The following is a 19,273-nucleotide window of genomic DNA, read 5'->3' as shown; positions in this document are numbered from 1 at the left end:
GCATCAGCACGACCTCCCGGGCACGGGGATGCACAGTGCGGGCGCGGAGACGGTCGCCTTCGATTGATCGACGGCGTATCCGTCTGGTCCGGCGATCTGCTGTAGCTGCTGACCGATGCTCTGGACGGAGTCGATGACCTGATCGAGGCGATCGGTGAGCCGCTCGAGCCCCGGAATCGCCTCCGCGAGTTCGTCCAGCATCGGCTTCATCGTGTGGCCGTAGGCGGGTTCGGCTGCCGCGATGCGCGACAGCAACCGCGCCAGCAGAGCCAACGACACTCGTAGCTCGGCGCGCTTGTCGACGAGGATGTCGGTGGTCAAGTTGAGCTTGCTGTTGAGCCGGCCGTACAACGCGGTATTGCCGCTGATCCTGCTCAGGTATTCCTGGGAAACCGCCAGTGCGCGAGAGACATCCATATTCTGTTGGTGGAGGATGTCGACGACGGAATCCACCGCTCGTCCCAGCTGCCGCAGGCCGTCCGGGCTTTCCACCAATGCTGCCTGCAATTGGCCGAGGTTGTCCCGGAGAACCTCCCCGTCGACCTCCCGCAACGGGGTGATCGCGTCTTGGAATGCCTGACCGAGCGTGTACGGCAGCCGTACGCGGTCTTTGGCGATCACTTTCTTGCCCAGTGGCTTCGATCCCGCGGGCGTCAGTGCGACGAAGTGGCCGCCGGCTATGGTCAACATGCGAATGTCCAGGGTCGACTGATCACCGACGAACACATCGCTGTCCACCGTGAAAACCATGTGCACTCGATCGTCGTGCAATTCCAGCGATTCGACGGTGCCCACGTTGATCCCCGCCACGCGCACGTCCTCACCGGGACGGATGGCTCCGGACTCGCTCAGGTCGGCTCGGTATTCCACCTTGCCCAGCGGTAGCGCGTACAAGATTCCGCAGGCAGCCAGCACCGACACCACCGTTGCCGCGCCGATCAAGCCGAGCCGCAGCTCCCGTCGGCGTAACGTCCGGTCCTCGGCAACGGGTCTATCGCCACGGAATCGAAGTCGTCCGCGCGGCAGTTTGTTCAGCGGTTGCATAGGGCGATCCTTTGGCCGCCGATAAATACCCGCAGTTGCGCTGGCATCGCGGCGACTCCTTTCGAGCAACTGGTGTTCATTTCGGGCCCGGTTTTCGGCAGTAGCACCTCCAGCGACTGCAGGAGGCTGGGAAGTTTGCCCAGCACCTCCACCGCCGACTGTGGGTCGGGAAACGCCGCGCGCAGGGCATTGTCGAGATCCGGATTGGTTTCGGGGGTGAACCCGAGCGTCGCGAGCAAATCGTCGATGGGGCCGAGCACGGGTGGTGCGGCGAGTGCGTAGTCGACCAGACCGTTCAGCTTGTCCTCCAGCACGGAGAACAGGTCGGTCAGGCCCTGGATCAGGTCTTCCAGGTAGGGCGACTTGCCGCCGATACGGTCGTCGATGATGTGCAGGTTGCGGACGAGCGTGGAGATCAGGGTCTGCCTGTCGACGGCGTAACGGCTGAGCTGCTCCACCGCGTCCAGCGCGGGCCCCAACCCGGTGCCGTTGCCCTCGATCACGGCTAGGACGCTCTCGGCGAACTGGTTGAGTGCGCTGGGCGAGAATTCCCGGAGAACCGGTTGCAGTCCGTTGAACAACGTAGTGATGTCGAAAGAGGGGATCGTGCGCTCGGGCGGAACGGTCACGCCGGTCGCCAGTTTCGGGCCCGGCGTGGTCGGCTGGCGCACGTCGACATACCGCTGGCCGGTCAGCGTTTGGTACCGGATCGCGAATGTGCTCGCCTCGTACACCGCGTGGTCGCGTTGGACGGTCACTCGTACCGAGGCCTGCCCCTGATCCAAGGCGATCGCCTCGACCTTGCCAACCTGCACTCCGTACATGCGGACGTCGTCACCGGGTTTCAAGCCGTTGGCATCGGTGAAGATCACTCGGAACGTGTCGGTACTCCCGGCTACCGGGCGCTGGATTGCCGCCACGACGAGGGCCAAGAGGGCCGCCATCACCACCGCGAATGCCGCCAGACGCAGGATTATGTGGGCGATCGATTTCATCGAGTACCTCCCGGAATCGCTGCCGGCTCGGCCGGTGCGGGTGGCGCGAGCGCCGCACCGACCCCAGGGAAGCCAAGCAGCGGGGAGGCTAGTACGGGAAATCCACGCAGGGTGAGTTCGAGCTGGAGAACAGGTCCCTCAGGGGTGTCGACGAACGAATTGTCGATGCGTTCCAGAATGGCTCGCAGCTCCGCACTCGACTTTTGCGGGGTCGGCACCATCTGGGCGGTGATGCTCAGCAATGGCGTCAGCATGTCGCTGTAGCCGGTGTAGTGCCGCTGCCCGACGTGGCCCAAGTTCGTGAGCGCGGGAAACAGGTCGTCGGTGAGCAGGGTGACACCGGCATCGAAGAGCGGCTGGTCGGTGCGCAGAACTTCGATGTTGTTGATGTGGTCGAGCAGGTCGACAGTGGCGCCCGCGAATTCGGCCGTCCCGTACAGGGTCGAAGCATACTGGCCGATCAGGAACGACGGATCGTATCGCTGGGTATCGGCCACCGCTCGCCCCAACATCACGATGGCCTCCAGCATCGGCGTGAATGCCTTGGCATCGGTGGCGAGCTCGGTCAGAACGCCGGTGAGTTCCGGTGTCAGTACCTGGTCGGTGGTCTGTCCCAGTGACCGGATCAGTGTGCCCATCGTGACATCGGTGACTCGGAACGCCGCCGCACCGGTGAGGTCGATGGTCGCTCCCTCCCGCAACGGGGCGCCACCCTGGCCGCGACGCAATTCGATCTCGCTGATACCGAAGAGGTTCGACGGCGCGTAGTCGATGACGAGGGCGTCGGTGAGTCCGGTCAGTTGAGAGCCGTCCAGCCGCAGAGTGATCTGCTGCTGCCCGCCTCCGACACTGCTTATGCCGGTGACCGCGCCGATAGCCACCCCGTCCAGCCGCACCCGAGCTCCGGTGACCACGCCGTCGCCGATCTGCTCGGTGCGCAGCGTGACTGCCATTCGAGCGTCCACACGCACCGCGTGATGCCCAACCCACACCGCAGCGACGACCGCGGCGACGGCGCATGCGAGCACACCTGTCCGTCGTGCTGACTTCGCGGTGATCGCGGTACCCGGCAATCCATATGTTGGCATTCCATTACCCCGTGAACGTGACTGGTGAGCTGAATCCCCAGATGACCAGGCTCAGCAGCATGTCCAAAGTGATGATCGCGACGAAACTGGCACGCACCGCCCGGCCGGAGGCGATTCCCACACCCTCCGGCCCGCCGACGGCGAAAAATCCTTGATAGCAATGGATCAAAATCACCGCGACGCCGAATACCAGTACCTTCAGCACCGCCGCGGCGATATCGGGACCGCTGACGAATTGGTCGAAATAGTGCTGGTACACCCCCGATGCCTGACCGTGGACGCCGACGACGATCGCGGCACAGGCCAGATAGCTGAGGATCAGCGTGACCAGGAAGGTGGGTACGATCGCCACGACGCCGGCGATGACCCGGGTGGTGACCACGAACGGAATCGACCGCAATCCCAAGCATTCCATCGCATCGATCTCTTCGGAGATGCGCATCGATCCGATCTCGGCGGTCATCCGGCACCCGGCCTGCGCCGCGAATCCGACGGCGGCGATGATCGGCGCCAGCTCGCGAGTATTCGCGAACGAAGAGACCACACCGGTCAGTGGGCCGAGCCCGATCATGTTCAAGGTGCCGTAGGACTCGATGCCCACACTGGCGCCGAGCACCATGCCCAGCAGGACGAGCATCGGCACGGTGCCGCCGCCGACGATCAGCGAACCCCTCCCCCAGGTTGTGTCACCGATAGCGCGCAGGGTTTGCATCCGATAGTGCTTCAGCGTCATGGGGATGGCCGAGAGCACCTGCCAGCTGAACGACAGGGCGAATCCGAGGGAGTCCACCGGCAGCAGCATGTTCCGGTCGCGGGCCAATCGATAAGCCCAGCGCAGTCCCTTCGGGGCATACGTAGTCGCGGTCATCAGGCCAACCTCGTCGGTGCGAACATCTGAACCAACTGGGTGGCAGTGAGATTGACGATCATGATGCACACCACCGAGAGCACGACCGAGGCGTTCACTCCGTCTGCCACTCCGCGCGGGCCGCCCTTGGCCTCGAGCCCGCGCTGACAGCTGATGATTGCGACGATCAATCCGAACACCATGGCCTTCAGCAGCGAAATGCCCACATCGGTGACCGTGGTGAAAGAACCGAAAGTAGCCCAGTAACTTCCCGAGGTCACACCCTGTGCCCCGATCGCGACCATGTACCCCGCGACCACGCCGGCGAAGATGATCAGCACATTCAGCAGCGGTGCGACCAGCACCATGGCGACGGTGCGGGGAATGACCAGCCGATGGATCGGGCTGACGCCCATCACCCGCAGCGCGTCCACTTCTTCACGGATCGTGCGCGCGCCGAGGTCCGCGGCGATCGCCGCCGCACCGGCGCCGCCGAGCAGTAGCCCGGTGGCGATGGGAGCGCCCTGCTTGATGACCCCGAGCCCGCTCGCCGCCCCCAGCAGGGAGTCGCCGCCCAGTTCCCGGATCATATTGCCGATCTGCAACGAGACGATCACCCCGAAGGGCACCGCCATGAGTATCGCGGGGAGAGCTGTGACCGTGATCAGGTACCACGCCTGTTGCAGCATCTCGCGCCACTGGAAGCGGCGACGAACCAGATCCGCGAACGCCCCGCCAACGGTCTCCAACGCGATGTCCACGGTCCGTCCGCCGGTGCGCACCCCCGAAACAACGGTATCGGAGAAATTCGCTCGCACGATCCGCAATGCGGAGGCGTCGCGCCGCTGCGGCGGTAATACGTCGGGTGTCAGAGTCAAAACGATCGAACTTTCGCTTGGGACCGGTATACGCCGATCAGCTTTTCGGCGTCCGCGCATGATCGGTCCACGATCACTACGCATTTCCGACTACACGCTCATAAATGATCATGTAGTCGCTCAGTTGGCCCCTCCGCTCGAAGCGGAAGGGATGAACATCAATTCAGTGGACGCTTTCGACGCGTGGACAGCACGCTTCGCGCCCCCGCGTTCGCCGCATCAACTACCTGCGGCTCCCGCGTGCGCTCTTCCGTTGCCACTCGGTCCCGAAGATCGGATCGGGGTCGATCCGGTTATCGACAGCTACTCGTCCAGGCATAGTGGCTACAGTGTGGCCGATATCACGGCAGTCGTCAATATGTTTCAACAACATCGTTGCCGTTATTTTTTTGGAGCCGCCCGGCCACGGCGAAGCGAGGGCGATGTGGAGCACGCTCCCCGCAATATGGCGGAACCTACCCGCTCAACGACGAATAGGTGAAAATCCTTGCTGCACTTCAGAAGACCTGGAGGGAGCGTCGAGCATCGGCCGAAGCGCCGCGTCCACGCCGACAAGTGCTGTCCAGCGCGGCGGCCGAACGCAGCGCCGCCACGGTCAGCTGCATCAGGCACTCGACCGCAGCGTCGAGTCGAACGGTTCGCCGTTCGGCAGCCAATAGACGGCGGCCTCATCGATGGCGCCCGCCCCGCTCGGATCATCATGCGCAGGGCCGAGTTCTGCGGATCGAGCCAGCAGCGAAGTCCAGGCCTCGATGGCCTCGGTTGATCGTGGCGAGGAACGCCTAGCAGCGCAAAGCCCCTGCCGGAAGCTCCGTGGCCGAGGTGAGTGGCAACTCGAGGGACGTGAGCAAGTCTCGGTACCGCTGCGCCAGTTGCGTCGGCGTGCTGCGGCTGTAGGCGACGATCTCGCGGTAAACCCCCGGCCCGATCCTTCTGGCGTGCCGTATCCAGCCGCCCGGTACGGCGTTGTTGGGCACCAGCGCGACTCCCATGCCCTCCATGGCGAACAGCAATGCGGCGGCCACCTGTCCGGTACGCGCGACCGCGCGTGGAGTGAATCCGAGGGCGGTCGCCGTCCGGTCCACGATCTCGCTCATGCCTTGCTCGGGCTCATAAAGGATCCAGTCGGCTGCGGCAAGTTCGTCGAGTTCCACCGTGGAACCCGTGTCCCGCCCCGCCGGGCCGACCAGCACCATCTCCTCATAACCGAGCGACACCACGGGTCCCTCCCACAGTTCGGGCCGCGGACCCACCGCGATGTCGCCCTGTCCGCCGCGAACCGCCTCCTCGAGCGCACGACGGTGCGAGAAGTCGTGCACCCGCAGTACGGCCGTCGGGAACAGGGAGTGCCACCGGACGGCGCTCGAGGGCAGGATGCCGGAGGCGATCGACCGGACGGTCAGCACGTGCACGTCGCCGCTTCGCCCCTCGACCACTTGGTGCACGGCATCCGCGGCTTCGCCGACAGCCCGCAATACCCGCTCGGCGTGCGGCAGGAAGGCCCGTCCTGCGGGCGTGAGGGCCAGGCCGTGGCGGCCGCGTTCGAGCAGTTGCGCGCCGAGTTCCTTCTCCAGTAGACGCATCTGCTGCGACAGCGACGGCTGCGAGACATACAGCCGCGCCGCGGCGGCACTGAACGACCCGCTTTCCCATACGGCGAGAAAGTACTCCAGCTGGCGCAGGCGCATCAGATGAAGTTACCGCCGGCCCCGCCGACCGCAGACACGCAGCGAGCGAGTCACGCGACCCGATTCGCTCGGCGGTCTCGGCGAGCGAGCCGGGCGAGCAGATGGTCGACTTCCGACCGTGCTCGGCTCGAGAGCACGCTGCGGGGTGTGCGCTGGTTGTCGGAGGCGAACAGGCCGCGCCGTTGCATGACGTATTTGCGCACGGCCAGGCCCACACCCGGCTGCTGTTCGTATCGCAGAAGTGGCAGATGCGCATCGAAGATGTCATGGCTTTCCTCGGAGCGGCCCGCTGCGGTATGACCGACCACATCGACCAGCATCTCGGGGAAGCAGTATCCGGTCATGGCGCCGTCGGCGCCCCGCGCGGTCTCGAAGTCGAGGAAGAGTCCCCCGTTGCCGCACAGAATCGACAGTCGTGGCATGTCGCCCTCGGCTTCGAGGTGCCGTAAGGCGCTGATCTTCTCCAGTCCCGGCCAGTCTTCGTGCTTGAGCATGACGCAGCTGGGCACGGCGCGGGCGATACGCGCGATGACCCCGGCGCTCATGACCACCGAGAACGACAAGGGGTAGTCCTGCACGACGAGAGGAACCGAGTCGCCGAGCACAGCCGCGACGCCCTCGTAGTAGCCGACGATCTGGTCGTCGGTGCGCAAGGTGTTCGGCGGTGCGACCATGACGCCCGCCGCTCCCGCCGACATGACCTCACCGGTGAGGGCGCGCATCGCGGCGTAGCCGGGAGCGGAGACACCCACGACGACCGGAAGCCGGGTCCTGCGCAGCACGTGCCGCACGATTCGGGTCGCCTCGTCATGAGTCAGTTTGGGAGCCTCGCCCATCTGGCCGAGCAAGGTGACCCCGGTGACGCCGACCGATTCGTAGAAATCGACCAAACGGTGCAGAGAGTCGAAGTCCACCGCTCCTTGCTCATCGAAGGGAGTGGGCGCGATGGCGAAGATGCCCTTCGCATCTCGGGTGAGCACCGCCATGGTTGAGATCCTTTGTCTGTGAGTATCAGAGGCTGGGAATGAGACCACCGTCGACGCGCACCACCGTGCCGGTGATGTACGACGCCGGAACGCTCGCCAGGAACGCCACCGTCGCCGCGTATTCGTCCGGGTCGCCGTAACGGCCGATGGGGATGGTGGCGACGCTGTCGGCCCTGACCTGTTCGACGGTTCGGCCTTCGGCTTCGGCTTTGATCCGGTCGAGATGCTCGACGCGACGGGTGCCGATCCGACCTGGCACGACGATGTTGCATGTGACACCGTCCGCGGCGACTTCCCGCGCCAGCGTCTTGGACCAGCCGAGCAATGCGGCACGAAGACCGTTCGACAGGCCGAGACCGGGAATCGGAGTGACGACCCCCGAGCTCGTGCTGGTGATGACGCGGCCCCATCCGCGCGTCCGCATACCCGGGACGATTTCGTCGCTGATGGCGATCACCGAAAGCACCATGGAACGGAAATGATCGAGCCACATGGCAGAAGGCCGGCCCAGGATCGGCGAGGGCGGAGGCCCCCCGGTGTTGTTGACCAAGATGTCGACTGGGCCGAGGGTTCGCTCGATCGCAGCGACGTTGCCCTCGATGGCGTCGAGGTCGGCGATATCCCACGCCACCGGGACGGCTCGGCCGCCGGCCGCGACGATCGTGTCGCAGCGGGATTCGGCGGCTTCGCGATGGATGTCGGCGACGGCCACCCCGGCGCCCTCGGCCGCAAGTTTCTCCGCGATGGCGCCACCGAGGCCTCCGCCCGCGCCGAGAACCAGTGCGGTTCGACCGGCAATCTCGAGATCCAAAGTCCACTCCTCGAATGAACGCCGATAATTCCGGCAATTTCCAGATGTTTCGCACCGTAACACCACGACGACGAGCGCGCCCAATACGAATATTCGCGGTGCCCTATAGGCAGGACCTATACGTGCAGGACAGCGAACCATTGGCGAGAGTTCTCCGCCATCGGCCACCCGCCGACCGTTGGACAGAAAAGAATTCGCTCACATAGCCTCCTGTGGACCATAAAAAGCCCTTGAAAGGCAATGTGATGTCCTTTCCGGAAACAATGCTCGCGGCAGTGATAGGCGAGCCGGGAATTATCAAGACCAAAATCATGCCGGTGCCCCGTCCGGGCCCGGACGACGTTCTTGTACGAGTTCACCGGGCGTCACTGTGCGGCACCGATCTCAAGGTCCGCAGCCGTCGCTTCTTCCGCGGCGCCGGACCGGCGCCGGACACCTTCATCCCCGGCCACGAGTACGCCGGCGTCGTGGTCGCGGTCGGCAGCGCCGTCGACGAGTTCGCCGTCGGCGATCGCGTCGTCACCGAGGCGCATCGGGGCTGCATGCGATGCGTCAATTGCCTGTCCGGCTCCTACACGGACTGTCTGAACTACGGCAACCAGGCCAAAGGCCATCGGACACAGGGGATGACGGTCAACGGCGGCTTCGCCGAGTATGTGGTCAACCACGTCTCCACGCTGTACCGGCTTCCCGATCACATCGACTTCGACTCGGCCGTCGTGCTGACCACCGCCGGCACCGTGATGCACGCGTACGACGTGCTCGACTCGCTGCTGGTGGGCGCCCGCGTCGCAGTGATCGGTCCCGGCCCTATCGGATTGATGGCCGTCCAGGTAGCCCGCGAACTCGGAGCCGAGCCGGTAATGCTAGTGGGCACACGCAACAACCGACTGGAGATCGGGAAGCAATTCGGGGCCGACCATCTACTCAACGCCCGCGAGGAGGACGCCGTCGCCGCGGTTCGAGAGATCACCGGCGGACTCGGCCCCGACATCGTCGTGGAGTGCTCCGGAGCTCCCAGCGCCGTCGACGACGCGATCCACATGGTCAAGCGCGGCGGCAGAATCGTCTTGGCGGGCTTCTTCGAACACCCGGTGACGGCCGACCTCAATCACGCTGTCATGAATGGGATCTCGATCAACACCATCCGCGGCGAAGGCGCGAACTCGGTAGCTAGGGCCCTGTCGCTGGCATCGCGGGGACGACTGCACACCAGCGCCCTGGTCACCCATCATTTCCCACTCGAGAACATCGCCGAAGCATTCGATACTTACGCCGAACGGCGAGACAACGCGATCAAGGTCATGCTCGATGTCACCGGATGAGGCCACGCTTGCTCCGGTCCGCGAGCTGGTCGCCACCGACATGGCTGCCTGCGCGGCAGCATGGCTGGAATCGCTCGCCCCGGATCAACTGACGCGAGCGCAGTTCGACTCGCCTCTGGCTCCGGACGCGGAGGCCGAGCGGCTTCGCTGGTTCTACACTCCGACCGACCACGGTGGACTCGCCCTCCGCGACCAGACCGCACGTCAGCAGAGCTTGGCGATGCGACTGGTCGCCTCGGGACTATCCGAGGCCGGATACGCGACCGTCGCCACCGTAATGGGCCTGGAGAACGTCCTCGATCGGGTCGAAGGTTGGCACGTCCACTGGGGACGGCAACGGGGCCGAGACCCCGGCCTGTACTGGCTGAGGTTGTTCGGCCGACCGGGCGACGCGGTCTGGGCATGGCGCTTCGGCGGCCACCACATCTCGCTGAACAACCTCATCATCGGCGGGCGCATCGTCTCGACGACGCCGTGCTTCATCGGCGCCGATCCAGCCAGTGCTGTTTTGCTCGGTGGAACGCTACGGCCGCTGGGCGGGCCGGAGGAGGCGGCGCGGCACCTGGCGCGATCGCTGGACTCCGAGAGGTTCCAAGCGGCCTTGCTGCACACCAACGCCATATCCGACATCGTCTCCGGCAACCGGCCGACAATCGCCCACGGTGACGCGATGATGCACATGCAGGATCTCTGGCGCGGCAGGTTCACCGATCCGGCGCTGCGAAAGCTGGTCGATGATATCGACTTACGCGCCGAAAGCGGTAGCGGATACACCGCAGCCGACCATGCGGCCATGGCGATCTGCATACCACCCAAAGGTTTGGCCGCGCGCGACCTCGACCCGCAGCACCGGCACGTATTACGGCAGCTGATCAGCCTGTACACCGGTCGTGCGCCGAGCGCACTCGCCGATGCCCACGCTGCGCACTACAAGGCCGACGACGTACTCGACGAGGTCTACTTCGGATGGGCGGGCAGCCGCCAGGCGGGCGAACCGCACTATTACCGGATCCAGGGACCCGACCTGCTCATCGAGTACGACAACACCCAACGCCACGCCAACCACGCACACTCGGTCTGGCGCAACCCGCGGTCGGATTTCGGGCTCGACAGTCTGGCTGACCATCGCCGCCGCTCCGCGCATTGAGTTGGTGCGGACAGCGCATCCTATGGTCGAGCCGTCCGCACCAAGCGGTTCGGTGACGGTGGAAAGTCGGTGAGCTGGACTGCTGCCCGGTGGTGTGAGTCACCAGGGCGGACTCCTGCGCGGGGCTCGACCGGCGCGGCGCGACCGAGCCAGGGCATGTTGCCGCATATTTGCGGCATGATCGAACTATAAAGGCCACGTCGTCACCGTTATATGCTGAGCGTATGTCCAGTTCGCCGATCCGGGAGAATGCGAGCGTGCCCACCGCCGATGCAGAGACCGCCGGCCGCCGCTCCCCCGGCCGCCCGCGGGTGCCTTTCGAACGGATCGTGACCACCGCACTGCGCCTGGTCGACGAGGAAGGCGCCGACGCACTGTCGATGCGCACCCTCGCCCAACGCCTCGAAACAGGTACCGCGGTGCTCTACCGAGCCGTCGCCAATCGGGCCGAACTCATCGGCCACGTCGTCGACTGGGTCCTGGGCGAAGTCCACATCGACGACGCAACCGACGACGACTGGCAACGCGCCTGCATCACCGCGGCCGAAGCCATCTTCGCCGCCCTCCACCGCCACCGCGGTGTCGCTCCCCTGCTCATCGAACAGGTGCCCGTCGGACCCAACGCACTGCGCCTGCGCGAGCGAGTCTTGGCGATGCTGCTGGCCAACGGGTTCCCCCCGCAGTCGGCCGCCATGGTGTACGCCACCTTGGCCCGCTACGTCGTCGGCTTCGCCGCACAACTTCAAGGCCACGACACCGAAGCCAATATCGACCCCACCGCCCTCACGGCCCTCTATCGCCAGCTCGACTCGGCGCAATTCCCTGCCACGATCGCCGTCGCCGACTGCCTACCCGCTCAGACCCTGGAAAGCGAATTCCGTTTCGGACTCCAACTCCTCGTCGCGGGCCTCGCACCGATCCGTGCCGCAGCGGCCCATTCGGATTCCACCTGATCCGGTGCCTGCGGCAGTACTCGGATCAATGTATGCCGAGCCCCGCGGACGAAGTCGAGGTTTCGGCTCTGCGCTGACGGCGCCCATCGGAAGCGCGACCGACTGCGCCGAACACGCACGAATGCGCGGCGACGATGCCGACTGGGTCGTGGATACCCGCGATAGTGTTGTCGAAAAATCCACACGAGGTCTTCGATCACCTCGGCGATGACGGTGTCGAAGAATTTGTCTTTGCCCTGCTGCATGGTTGTGGGGTCCGATTGCGCCACCGGCGTCGTGTGCCAGATCGGCGATACCGATCCTTCGGCCGGATCGCTAAGGCTGGCCGTTCCGGACACATCAACGCAGGCGCGTCCGAATGGCGCGAAGTGCCCGCGCACTCGATCGATCGGGGACCTGCGGCAGGGGCGCACTCGCGCATCGTTGTCGACATTGGAGATCCGTGAGCCCGCGGCGTCCGATGTCGCTCCACTGGGCGGCCGTGACCTCGCAGCCAAACGGGATCCAACCTCCGGTTGCGACCCACTTCGCCGGACCGTTTGTCAGCAGCTTGGCGGAGCCCCATTATATCGGCTACGCTGTACCCGAATTAGCTGCACTCCAGTGCTAGGGCCTCCTCGCCGCGAGGTGTTCGCAGGACAGGAGAACCCATGCGTACCGTTCGAACCTGCGCCAGCTTCCAGGCGCGTCCCGAGGAGATCTGGGAGGTCGTGGGCGACCTCTCCCGATGGGGCGAGTGGCTGGTGATTCACAAGTCGTGGAAGAGCGGCATTCCGACCGAGATCGTCAGCGGCGCTACCGCCACGGCGGGCGCCAGCGTCATGAATATGCCGGTGACCATCGAATGGACATTCGAAAACGTCGACGCGCCCCGCACGATCGCCATGAACGGAATCACCAGGGCCGGTGTCAACCTGGCGCTGGCGATCAGCCTGCGAGAGCGAGCCGAGACCACCGACGTCGACGTGACAGCAAGTATCGACGGCGGCATGATCGACGGCCCCATGGGCGGCGTCTTCAAGAACTCCATTGTCGGCGCGCTCGACAAATCGTTGAAGAAGGTGCAAAGCCTCGTCGCCTGACGCCCGATCGACAGCCGCCGACGGTAGAACTCGATCTGTCGTCCCGAGCGGCCAGCCTTCGGCTCCGACGAGCCACTCAACCGTGCGATCCGCAACCGCGATGTATCCAGTGGTATCCCGCGAGATCGCTCCGTCATCCATCCCGGCAACCCAGCAATCTTCATCCCACAAAGGGTGGAGCATCAAGCAAGAAGTGAGGCGTGCCCGTGCCGAAATTCAGTTCGGCGACCGAGTTCTGGCCGGTCAAAGCACTCGCGATCAGCGCGACGGCACTGACGGTGGGCAGCTGCTCGCGACTACCCAACGCGGCGAACGACGCGTGGCGAGATACCACGCAGATCACCGCTGATTTCGACAACATCGCCGGTATCTACGAAGGCAACCCCGTCACCGTCCTCGGACTCGAAGTCGGGAAAGTCGAGAGTGTTACACCGAAAGGCACGCTCGTCGAGGTGCGGCTGTCGATCGAGTCCCGCGTGAAGATCCCGAAAGACGCTGTGGCGGCGATTATCTCGCCGTCCATTGTCACCGATCGTCACATCGAGCTCACCCCGGTCTACACCCAGGGCGACACCCTCTCCGACGGCGCGCACCTGCCGAAATCGCGGACCAAGACCCCGGTCGAACTCGACACCATGATCAAGACCATCGATCACTTTGCGGCGGCGCTGAAACCGCAGGAAGGCGCCGAGAGGCCCGGCCCGATGTCGGGCCGGGTGCTCTACCCCATGCTCGAGGGTAACGGCGCGAAGATCCGCGACACCCTCGAAGCGCTGTCGGCCGCACTCGAGGTCGGGATCGACAACAGGGACGCGGTGTCGAACATCATCCTCAGACTCAACGAGCTCACCACCATTCTCGCCGAAAACGACCAGACCATCCGCGGTTTCAGCGACCGAATGACCCAGATGTCCGGCCTGTTCGCCGAGCAATCTCCCGGTCTGCAGGCGACACTGGACCAGCTCACCACCTTCCTCGCCAATACCTCCGGCACGCTCGGGCAATACCAGGACCAGCTCGCGGGCACCTTGACCGGACTCACAAACGTCACTCGCCAGCTTCGCGACAACGCCTCCGGCCTTACCGAAGTCGCCGACCTCACACCGATGGTGTTTCAGAACGTCGACAACATCATGGACCGCGAGAACGGATGGGTGCGAACCCATGTCATCATCCCCACCGCCCTCAACGGTGAAATCATCAGCCTGTTCTGCGAGCGCATCCAGATGAAAGCCGACGGCTGCCGTACCGGGAACATGCAGGACTTCGGCCCTGACTACGGCCTGACCGCCGCGCTGCTCGGACTGACGAAATAGCACCCCGGTCGGGTGGCTGTCCACCGGCGCGCGTTTGGCCATGGCTAGCAGTTGCGGGACGGGCTTGCTAATTCCATGTACGACCGAAGGTGGATCGCGCATCGCCGAAACTCCAGCTGAGCAAAGCGGCCCCGCCTGCCAGGTTGCCCTCGACGGTGGTCCGGTTCACCGGCCACCGGCGGTGAGCCCACGATCTCGATGGAGGGGCTCAACGACCTAGGGGTTTCCGGGGCGGGCCTGGAGGGGTTCGAGCCTCTGTCCGTAGCACGGAGTCCGGCGCGACCGCGGTGGCACGCCCTGTTTCCCGGGAAGTTCTCGAGCACGATCATGCCGACCCGGCGCTCCTGCAGCCTCCGCCTCAACGGTGCCCCAGCGCGCTGAGTGCCTGCTGGGCGAGGGTGTCCATCCACGCCGCGGTCACTGTGGCCGGATCGCGCTGTGATGTGCGCAGAACCGCCAGGGCGACTCCACCGATCAGGTCGAGAGCGGCGCTCAGGTCGTGGATATGGAAGCACTGCGCTGACATACCGGTACGAATGTTCGCGGCAAGACGCGACTTGATGCTCGGGTCGTCGAGGATCCGGTACCCCATCGCAAGGACAACCGCGCCTATGTCGGGGTGGCAGACACCGACCGTGCCGAGCGCACGCAAGTGCGCGACGACGATGCCGGCTGGGTCGTCGATACCCGCAGTAGCGCTGTCTAGGATCCACGCGAGGTCTTCGATCACCTCGGCGATGACGGTGTCGAAGAACTCGTCTTTGCTACTGAAGTGGTTGTAGAAGGACCCGATCGCGACACCGGCATCCCGTGCCAGATCGGCGACGCCGATCCTTTCGGCAATGTCGCCACCCAGGGCCCACCGTCCCGAACGCATCAGCGCAGCGCGCGTCCGTAGAGCACTGCGCGCCCGCGCGCTCAACTGATCGGAGACCACGGCAGCGGCGCGCTCGTCCTGCTGTCACGAGGCCGGCCACGAAGGGCTGGGCCCTGGTCGATCTGATCAGCTGCAGTAACTTGTCCACTCATAATGGTTACAGTGTCGCCGTTATAGTGAGGTCCGTCAATGGACTCGCGCGCATCACTACCGCCCCACGCAGGTCGCGAGTCCATTGGGCTTTCGCCACGACTCAACCGAGCCTACGGTCGAGCGGCACGTTCGAATGTCGAAGCAGGCCCGGCCGGCAGCATCGCCACCCAGGCATGCCTCGAAGCTGCGGAATCGTTCTCGCGCGCGGAAATGGAACCGGTGCGGTGTCGACCGCCCCGGTTCGATCACCGGATGGTTCGTCGTCCCGGGCCTGCGCTCGGTTCGAGAACGATCACCAGGTCAACCGGACAGTGTGTTGGCCATGGCCCGCAATCTAGGGACGGGCTTGCGAATCCCATAGGCGACAACAGTCGATCTCGCAGCGCCGGCATCCCAGCGAAGCAAAGCGGCCCCGTCGGCCAGGCTGCCCTCGAGGACAGTCGGTTCACCAGCCACCGGCAGTGGGCCCACGATCTTGATCGCGAGGCCGAGGATTTCGGTCCAGAAGTAGTCGTCGGTCGGTGTGCTTCGCAGTGGCAGCCCGAGAGCCGAGGCGGCGGCGACCTTGGCTTGCGCGACAGCGTTGGACCAGAATGGCGAACGGCGCCCATCGAAGCGCCGGTACGCCACGTCGCCGGCCGAGTACACCCCGGGTACGGTCGTCGAACAGTGGTCATCGATGCCGATGCCGAGGTGGTCGGCCACCCCGGAACCGTTCAGCCATGCAGTGTTCGGAATTTCTCCCACACAACTGATCACAAGATCAGCGGATAGCACTTGGCCTTCTACCATGACCACGCCGCACACAGGGTCGCCGGCAAGCGTGACGAAGTGCGGTGTCTGCACGACCTGGACACCGTGCTGCTCGGCGCGGGCGGTGACGGCGGCGGAGAGAAAAGGGCCGAGAATCCGCTGCAGCGGCGGGTCGACGTCGACCACGGTGACCGGGATACCGCGGGCGACACAGGCGGTGGCGACCTCCATCCCGAGGAACCCGGCGCCGATCACGATCGCCGAAGTTGCCGTGGCGAGCCGAGTCCGCAGCAGTCGGGCGTCGGCGAGCGTCCGGAGGACCAGCTCGCCGCTCTGCCCCGGAGCCGCGAGGCGGCGGGCGTTCGCACCGGTCGCGGCGATCAGCGCGTCGTAGCCGACGATTCGGCCGGTGCTGGTGGTAACGGTGCGATCATCCAGGTCCGCGGCTACGGCGGGTTCCCGCACCACGTTGACGTCCGCACCGTCGAGCCGATATTGCAGGGTGTCCTCCGCGGCGGGGTCGTGCAGAACGGCTTTCGACAGCGGCGGCCGGGCGTACGCCCCGTCGTTGTCGCCGCCGACGATCGTGATCGAACCGGTGTAGCCGAGTGCCCGTAGTTCGCGCGCGGCGGTGACGCCCGCGATGGATTCACCGGCGATGACTATCGAGCCGGGCGGCCTCATGGCTGTTCTCGCAGGGCGGCTATCGGGCAGGAGTTGACGGCTGCCCGGGCGGCGGCGATGTGCTCGTCGGGAACGTCGGTGCCTTCGTATTGGTAGGTCAGTTCGGCGTCGTCGTCGAGGCTGAACAGGGTGGGGGCCTGTTCGGCGCACAGGCCATGGCCTTCGCAGCGAGTGTAGTCGACGGAGATTTTCATCGCGGTTGTCTTTCAGGCGGGAACGAGTTGCAGGGGAAGGTGTTCGAAGCGGTGGATGATGTTGTTCATCGCCCATTCGCCTGGGCCGGTGATCTCGATGCGTTCGACGCGGTCGACCAGCGCGCGGAGCATGGCTTGGGTTTCCAGCCGAGCCAGGCCTTGTCCGGCGCAGCCGTGGGTGCCGTGTCCGAAGCCGAGCTGGCGGGAGGCGTCGCGGCGGATGTCGAAGCTGTCCGGGTCGTCCCACTCCCGTGGGTCTCGGTTGGCGGAGGCATAGATGACTACCACCCGCGCACCTTTGGGTATCGTGGTGCCGGACACAGAGGTATCCCGGATTGCTTTGCGGGAGAATGCTCGCAATGGTGACTCGTACCGCACCACCTCGTTCACTGCGTTCGGGATCTTCGCCGGGTCGGATCGCAGCATCTGCCACTGGTAGGGGTGGGTGGCGAAGAGATATAAGGCGCTGGAGATGGCGCCGATCGTGGTGTCCAGTGAGGGCGCGAGGTAGTCGATCAGCAGCGCAGGGCATTCCGAGTGCGGGAGCTTGCCTTCGTCGGCGGCCTGCAGGACCTCCTCCCCCGCGCTGCCGGGTAGGAGGTCTCGGTCGCGGGCGAGCCGCCGGGTGAAGCGCATCATCTCCGCGCTCGCCGGGGCGGTCCGGATCGATTGGCCGTTGAGCGGCCCCATCGAGTCGAAAGTCGCTCCGGCCCAGCGCAAGAGGTGTTCGCGGCCATGCTGTGGCCAGCCGATCAGATCCGGTACGACCGACATCGGCAGCGCGGTTGCGAGCTCGACGCCGTCGATCACATCGCGCGAGACCGCGGCCTCGACCGCCGCCGCTGCCTGCTGCTCGACCGTTTCTCGCAACGCGCGCAGCGCCTTGGGTGTCAGCCGGTGCGCCAGAAGCGCACGCCGACGGCTGTGGTCCGCGCCGTCACTATTGAGGGTGGTACCGCGCGAGAGCCTGTTGGCCACTGGATTCAATGCGACGCCCTCGCCGGAGATGAACGTCTCGTCGTCCAGCAGCACGGCTTTGCATTCGGCGTAACGAGGCAACGCATAGGCACGCTGCTTGACCAGCCATACCACCGGCCCCAGCTCCCGCAACCGCTGGTAGTGCGGATAAGGGTCGAGAATCGCTGTCCGAGAGTACAGGTCGGGCCTATAAGCCGGGGTGGCTGTGCGATTTCGCATCGAAACTCCTCGATCGCTGAACAGGGGCCGGTGGCGACGGATCAGGCTCCGCTCGACGCTTCGCTCGGCGCCGGGGAAACGGCAGGTCACATGGTTGCCGATGGATAGGCTAAACTCGCTCTTGACTGAATGTCAATGACTTGGAGTCAATTTGTTCTTCACCCTAGTGAGCTAGCACTATCGGATTGGTTACCGTCGAGGGAAGGGAAGCCGATGACCGCGGCAGCACCGAAAGGACGCACCACGCGCGCGGCGCAAGCCGCCGAGACCAGGCAGCGCCTCATCGACGCCGCAGTAGAGGCGTTCTCCGCGCAGAGCTACGAGGAGGTGGCCGTAGCCGACATCGCCAAGACGGCCGGTGTCGCCCACGGGCTGCTCTTCCACTATTTCGGCAACAAACGCGGCATCTACCTCGAGGCTATGCGCGACGCCTCGGACCGGATCGTGCGAGTACAGCAGTCGGATCCCCACCTTCCCGCCGCCGAGCAGATCCGCGCAGGATTGAACGCCCACTTTCGTTATCTCGCCGCGCACCGCGGCTTAGCACTGCGCCTCGTTCTGAGCGGGCGCGCCACCGACCCCGAGACAGCGGAGGCGTTCGAAGCCGGGCGCTGGCGCGCAATCGAGAAGTGGACCACGCTGCTCGGACTCGATCCCGAGAACCCTGCCCTGCGGATGATGATGCGGTCGACTATCGGCGCACTCGACGAGGCGACAGTCTACTGGTTGCAGAACGACGAACCGTTCGATGTGAAGCACATGGTCGACTGCATCCTCGAGATGACCGTGGCCGGATTGCGCGCCGCTGCCATGCTCGACCCCGAACTCGATGTCACCGCCGCAGCAAGCATGTTGCTCGAAGCCGGTCGAACTCCGTGAGTGCGCCCGACTGCCGCTTCACCCGAAGCGTGCTCGGTCATCGTCCGTCCTCTGGTGGGCGGCGCGGCGATCAGGATCGTCGGTCTCGTCGTCCGACCCCGAACCGGGAACGCAGCTGCACCAGTGGCTGCGCAATGGTGGGCGCCTCCCCGCTGCCGTTCGCAGTATGGTCAGGCCCTGGCCGCCGGTCTGCGTGGTCGCCGCGATGGCGACCTCGTCGATTCGAGCGGGGACCGCTGTCCCTGGGCTGCCCACCGTCAACACCCGCCGAGGTAGTTCGACGAAGATGCGCGCAACCCTGAGGCTGCTCATGCCGCGGCGGCTCTGGCGCGCTATCCCTCCGAGGATCGTGGCCGCCGGGGCTTGGTCAGACGCT

The 19,273-nt window shown here is 65.2% G+C and carries 19 protein-coding genes; 6 read left to right on the top strand and 13 right to left on the bottom strand.

Going from position 1 to position 19,273, the window contains the following annotated elements; genetic code table 11:
• Window positions 1-3: 3 nt before the first annotated feature.
• The 8 genes from LTT66_RS32790 to LTT66_RS32755 form a co-directional block, all read right to left on the bottom strand.
• Window positions 4-1,044 carry an MlaD family protein gene (locus LTT66_RS32790; protein ID WP_233062382.1) on the bottom strand — a complete coding sequence of 347 codons (1,041 nt, stop codon included), beginning with the start codon at window positions 1,042-1,044 and terminating at the stop codon, window positions 4-6.
• A complete protein-coding gene (locus tag LTT66_RS32785) occupies window positions 1,032-2,039 on the bottom strand; it encodes an MlaD family protein (RefSeq protein ID WP_233062381.1) in 1,008 nt (335 codons plus the stop codon). Before LTT66_RS32785 ends, LTT66_RS32790 begins: the two co-directional genes overlap by 13 nt.
• On the bottom strand, window positions 2,036-2,992 hold the full coding sequence (locus LTT66_RS32780; protein WP_233062380.1) for an MlaD family protein: 957 nt from the start codon (window positions 2,990-2,992) through the stop codon (window positions 2,036-2,038). Before LTT66_RS32780 ends, LTT66_RS32785 begins: the two co-directional genes overlap by 4 nt.
• Window positions 2,993-3,131: 139 nt before the next feature.
• Window positions 3,132-3,995, bottom strand: coding sequence for an ABC transporter permease (locus tag LTT66_RS32775; protein WP_233062379.1), 864 nt, complete (start codon window positions 3,993-3,995; stop codon window positions 3,132-3,134).
• Window positions 3,995-4,852: an MlaE family ABC transporter permease gene (locus tag LTT66_RS32770; protein WP_233062378.1), complete on the bottom strand. Its 858-nt coding sequence runs from the start codon at window positions 4,850-4,852 to the stop codon at window positions 3,995-3,997. The genes LTT66_RS32775 and LTT66_RS32770 overlap by 1 nt, the downstream gene beginning before the upstream one ends.
• 782 nt (window positions 4,853-5,634) lie before the next feature.
• Window positions 5,635-6,540, bottom strand: a complete 906-nt coding sequence (locus LTT66_RS32765) for a LysR family transcriptional regulator (protein WP_233062377.1) — start codon at window positions 6,538-6,540, stop codon at window positions 5,635-5,637.
• A 50-nt stretch (window positions 6,541-6,590) separates the two neighbouring features.
• Window positions 6,591-7,526, bottom strand: coding sequence for a dihydrodipicolinate synthase family protein (locus tag LTT66_RS32760; RefSeq protein WP_233062376.1), 936 nt, complete (start codon window positions 7,524-7,526; stop codon window positions 6,591-6,593).
• Between the two features lie 25 nt (window positions 7,527-7,551).
• Window positions 7,552-8,337 carry an SDR family oxidoreductase gene (locus LTT66_RS32755; RefSeq protein WP_233062375.1) on the bottom strand — a complete coding sequence of 262 codons (786 nt, stop codon included), beginning with the start codon at window positions 8,335-8,337 and terminating at the stop codon, window positions 7,552-7,554.
• Window positions 8,338-8,654: 317 nt separating this feature from the next.
• Between LTT66_RS32755 and LTT66_RS32750 the strand changes: the two genes are divergently transcribed.
• The 4 genes from LTT66_RS32750 (at window position 8,655) to LTT66_RS32735 (ending at window position 12,844) form a co-directional block, all read left to right on the top strand.
• A complete protein-coding gene (locus tag LTT66_RS32750) occupies window positions 8,655-9,662 on the top strand; it encodes a zinc-dependent alcohol dehydrogenase (RefSeq protein ID WP_233062374.1) in 1,008 nt (335 codons plus the stop codon).
• Window positions 9,649-10,809, top strand: coding sequence for a DUF3500 domain-containing protein (locus LTT66_RS32745; protein WP_233062373.1), 1,161 nt, complete (start codon window positions 9,649-9,651; stop codon window positions 10,807-10,809). Before LTT66_RS32750 ends, LTT66_RS32745 begins: the two co-directional genes overlap by 14 nt.
• A 224-nt stretch (window positions 10,810-11,033) precedes the next feature.
• Window positions 11,034-11,762, top strand: coding sequence for a TetR/AcrR family transcriptional regulator (locus LTT66_RS32740; protein WP_233062372.1), 729 nt, complete (start codon window positions 11,034-11,036; stop codon window positions 11,760-11,762).
• A 710-nt stretch (window positions 11,763-12,472) separates the two neighbouring features.
• Window positions 12,473-12,844 (top strand): type II toxin-antitoxin system Rv0910 family toxin, encoded by a 372-nt coding sequence (locus LTT66_RS32735; protein WP_233062371.1) that lies wholly within the window; start codon window positions 12,473-12,475, stop codon window positions 12,842-12,844.
• A 160-nt stretch (window positions 12,845-13,004) separates the two neighbouring features.
• On the opposite strand, the gene LTT66_RS32730 is transcribed toward LTT66_RS32735, so the two are convergent.
• Window positions 13,005-13,205 carry a hypothetical protein gene (locus LTT66_RS32730; RefSeq protein WP_233069544.1) on the bottom strand — a complete coding sequence of 67 codons (201 nt, stop codon included), beginning with the start codon at window positions 13,203-13,205 and terminating at the stop codon, window positions 13,005-13,007.
• On the opposite strand from LTT66_RS32730, the gene LTT66_RS32725 reads away from it, so the two are divergent.
• Window positions 13,123-14,160 carry an MlaD family protein gene (locus LTT66_RS32725; RefSeq protein WP_332909702.1) on the top strand — a complete coding sequence of 346 codons (1,038 nt, stop codon included), beginning with the start codon at window positions 13,123-13,125 and terminating at the stop codon, window positions 14,158-14,160. The genes LTT66_RS32730 and LTT66_RS32725 overlap by 83 nt on opposite strands.
• A gap of 358 nt (window positions 14,161-14,518) precedes the next feature.
• Here the strand turns inward: LTT66_RS32725 and LTT66_RS32720 are convergent, their stop codons facing one another.
• The 4 genes from LTT66_RS32720 to LTT66_RS32705 form a co-directional block, all read right to left on the bottom strand.
• A complete protein-coding gene (locus LTT66_RS32720; RefSeq protein ID WP_233062370.1) occupies window positions 14,519-15,097 on the bottom strand; it encodes a TetR/AcrR family transcriptional regulator in 579 nt (192 codons plus the stop codon).
• Between the two features lie 393 nt (window positions 15,098-15,490).
• Window positions 15,491-16,627 (bottom strand): NAD(P)/FAD-dependent oxidoreductase, encoded by a 1,137-nt coding sequence (locus LTT66_RS32715; protein WP_233062369.1) that lies wholly within the window; start codon window positions 16,625-16,627, stop codon window positions 15,491-15,493.
• Window positions 16,624-16,821 carry a ferredoxin gene (locus LTT66_RS32710; protein ID WP_233062368.1) on the bottom strand — a complete coding sequence of 66 codons (198 nt, stop codon included), beginning with the start codon at window positions 16,819-16,821 and terminating at the stop codon, window positions 16,624-16,626. The genes LTT66_RS32715 and LTT66_RS32710 overlap by 4 nt, the downstream gene beginning before the upstream one ends.
• A gap of 12 nt (window positions 16,822-16,833) precedes the next feature.
• Window positions 16,834-18,018, bottom strand: coding sequence for a cytochrome P450 (locus LTT66_RS32705; RefSeq protein WP_233062367.1), 1,185 nt, complete (start codon window positions 18,016-18,018; stop codon window positions 16,834-16,836).
• A gap of 213 nt (window positions 18,019-18,231) precedes the next feature.
• Between LTT66_RS32705 and LTT66_RS32700 the strand changes: the two genes are divergently transcribed.
• Window positions 18,232-18,897, top strand: a complete 666-nt coding sequence (locus LTT66_RS32700; RefSeq protein WP_233062366.1) for a TetR/AcrR family transcriptional regulator — start codon at window positions 18,232-18,234, stop codon at window positions 18,895-18,897.
• Window positions 18,898-19,273: the final 376 nt, after the last annotated feature.

It is taken from the genome of Nocardia gipuzkoensis, from assembly GCF_021183645.1.
GTDB lineage: Bacteria > Actinomycetota > Actinomycetes > Mycobacteriales > Mycobacteriaceae > Nocardia > Nocardia abscessus.
Note: the sequence above shows the minus strand (reverse complement) of the source record. Positions and strands in the feature narration are given on the sequence as shown.

Excerpts from the sequence above, each read along its gene's own strand:
- LTT66_RS32790 (WP_233062382.1), bottom strand. The coding sequence starts at position 1,044 with ATGCAACCGCTGAACAAACTGCCGCGCGGACGACTTCGATTCCGTGGC.
- LTT66_RS32785 (WP_233062381.1), bottom strand. The coding sequence starts at position 2,039 with ATGAAATCGATCGCCCACATAATCCTGCGTCTGGCGGCATTCGCGGTG.
- LTT66_RS32780 (WP_233062380.1), bottom strand. The coding sequence starts at position 2,992 with ATGGCAGTCACGCTGCGCACCGAGCAGATCGGCGACGGCGTGGTCACC.
- LTT66_RS32775 (WP_233062379.1), bottom strand. The coding sequence starts at position 3,995 with ATGACCGCGACTACGTATGCCCCGAAGGGACTGCGCTGGGCTTATCGA.
- LTT66_RS32765 (WP_233062377.1), bottom strand. The coding sequence starts at position 6,540 with ATGCGCCTGCGCCAGCTGGAGTACTTTCTCGCCGTATGGGAAAGCGGG.
- LTT66_RS32760 (WP_233062376.1), bottom strand. The coding sequence starts at position 7,526 with ATGGCGGTGCTCACCCGAGATGCGAAGGGCATCTTCGCCATCGCGCCC.
- LTT66_RS32745 (WP_233062373.1), top strand. The coding sequence starts at position 9,649 with ATGTCACCGGATGAGGCCACGCTTGCTCCGGTCCGCGAGCTGGTCGCC.
- LTT66_RS32740 (WP_233062372.1), top strand. The coding sequence starts at position 11,034 with ATGTCCAGTTCGCCGATCCGGGAGAATGCGAGCGTGCCCACCGCCGAT.
- LTT66_RS32730 (WP_233069544.1), bottom strand. The coding sequence starts at position 13,205 with ATGTTGTCGAAATCAGCGGTGATCTGCGTGGTATCTCGCCACGCGTCG.
- LTT66_RS32715 (WP_233062369.1), bottom strand. The coding sequence starts at position 16,627 with ATGAGGCCGCCCGGCTCGATAGTCATCGCCGGTGAATCCATCGCGGGC.
- LTT66_RS32710 (WP_233062368.1), bottom strand. The coding sequence starts at position 16,821 with ATGAAAATCTCCGTCGACTACACTCGCTGCGAAGGCCATGGCCTGTGC.
- LTT66_RS32705 (WP_233062367.1), bottom strand. The coding sequence starts at position 18,018 with ATGCGAAATCGCACAGCCACCCCGGCTTATAGGCCCGACCTGTACTCT.
- LTT66_RS32700 (WP_233062366.1), top strand. The coding sequence starts at position 18,232 with ATGACCGCGGCAGCACCGAAAGGACGCACCACGCGCGCGGCGCAAGCC.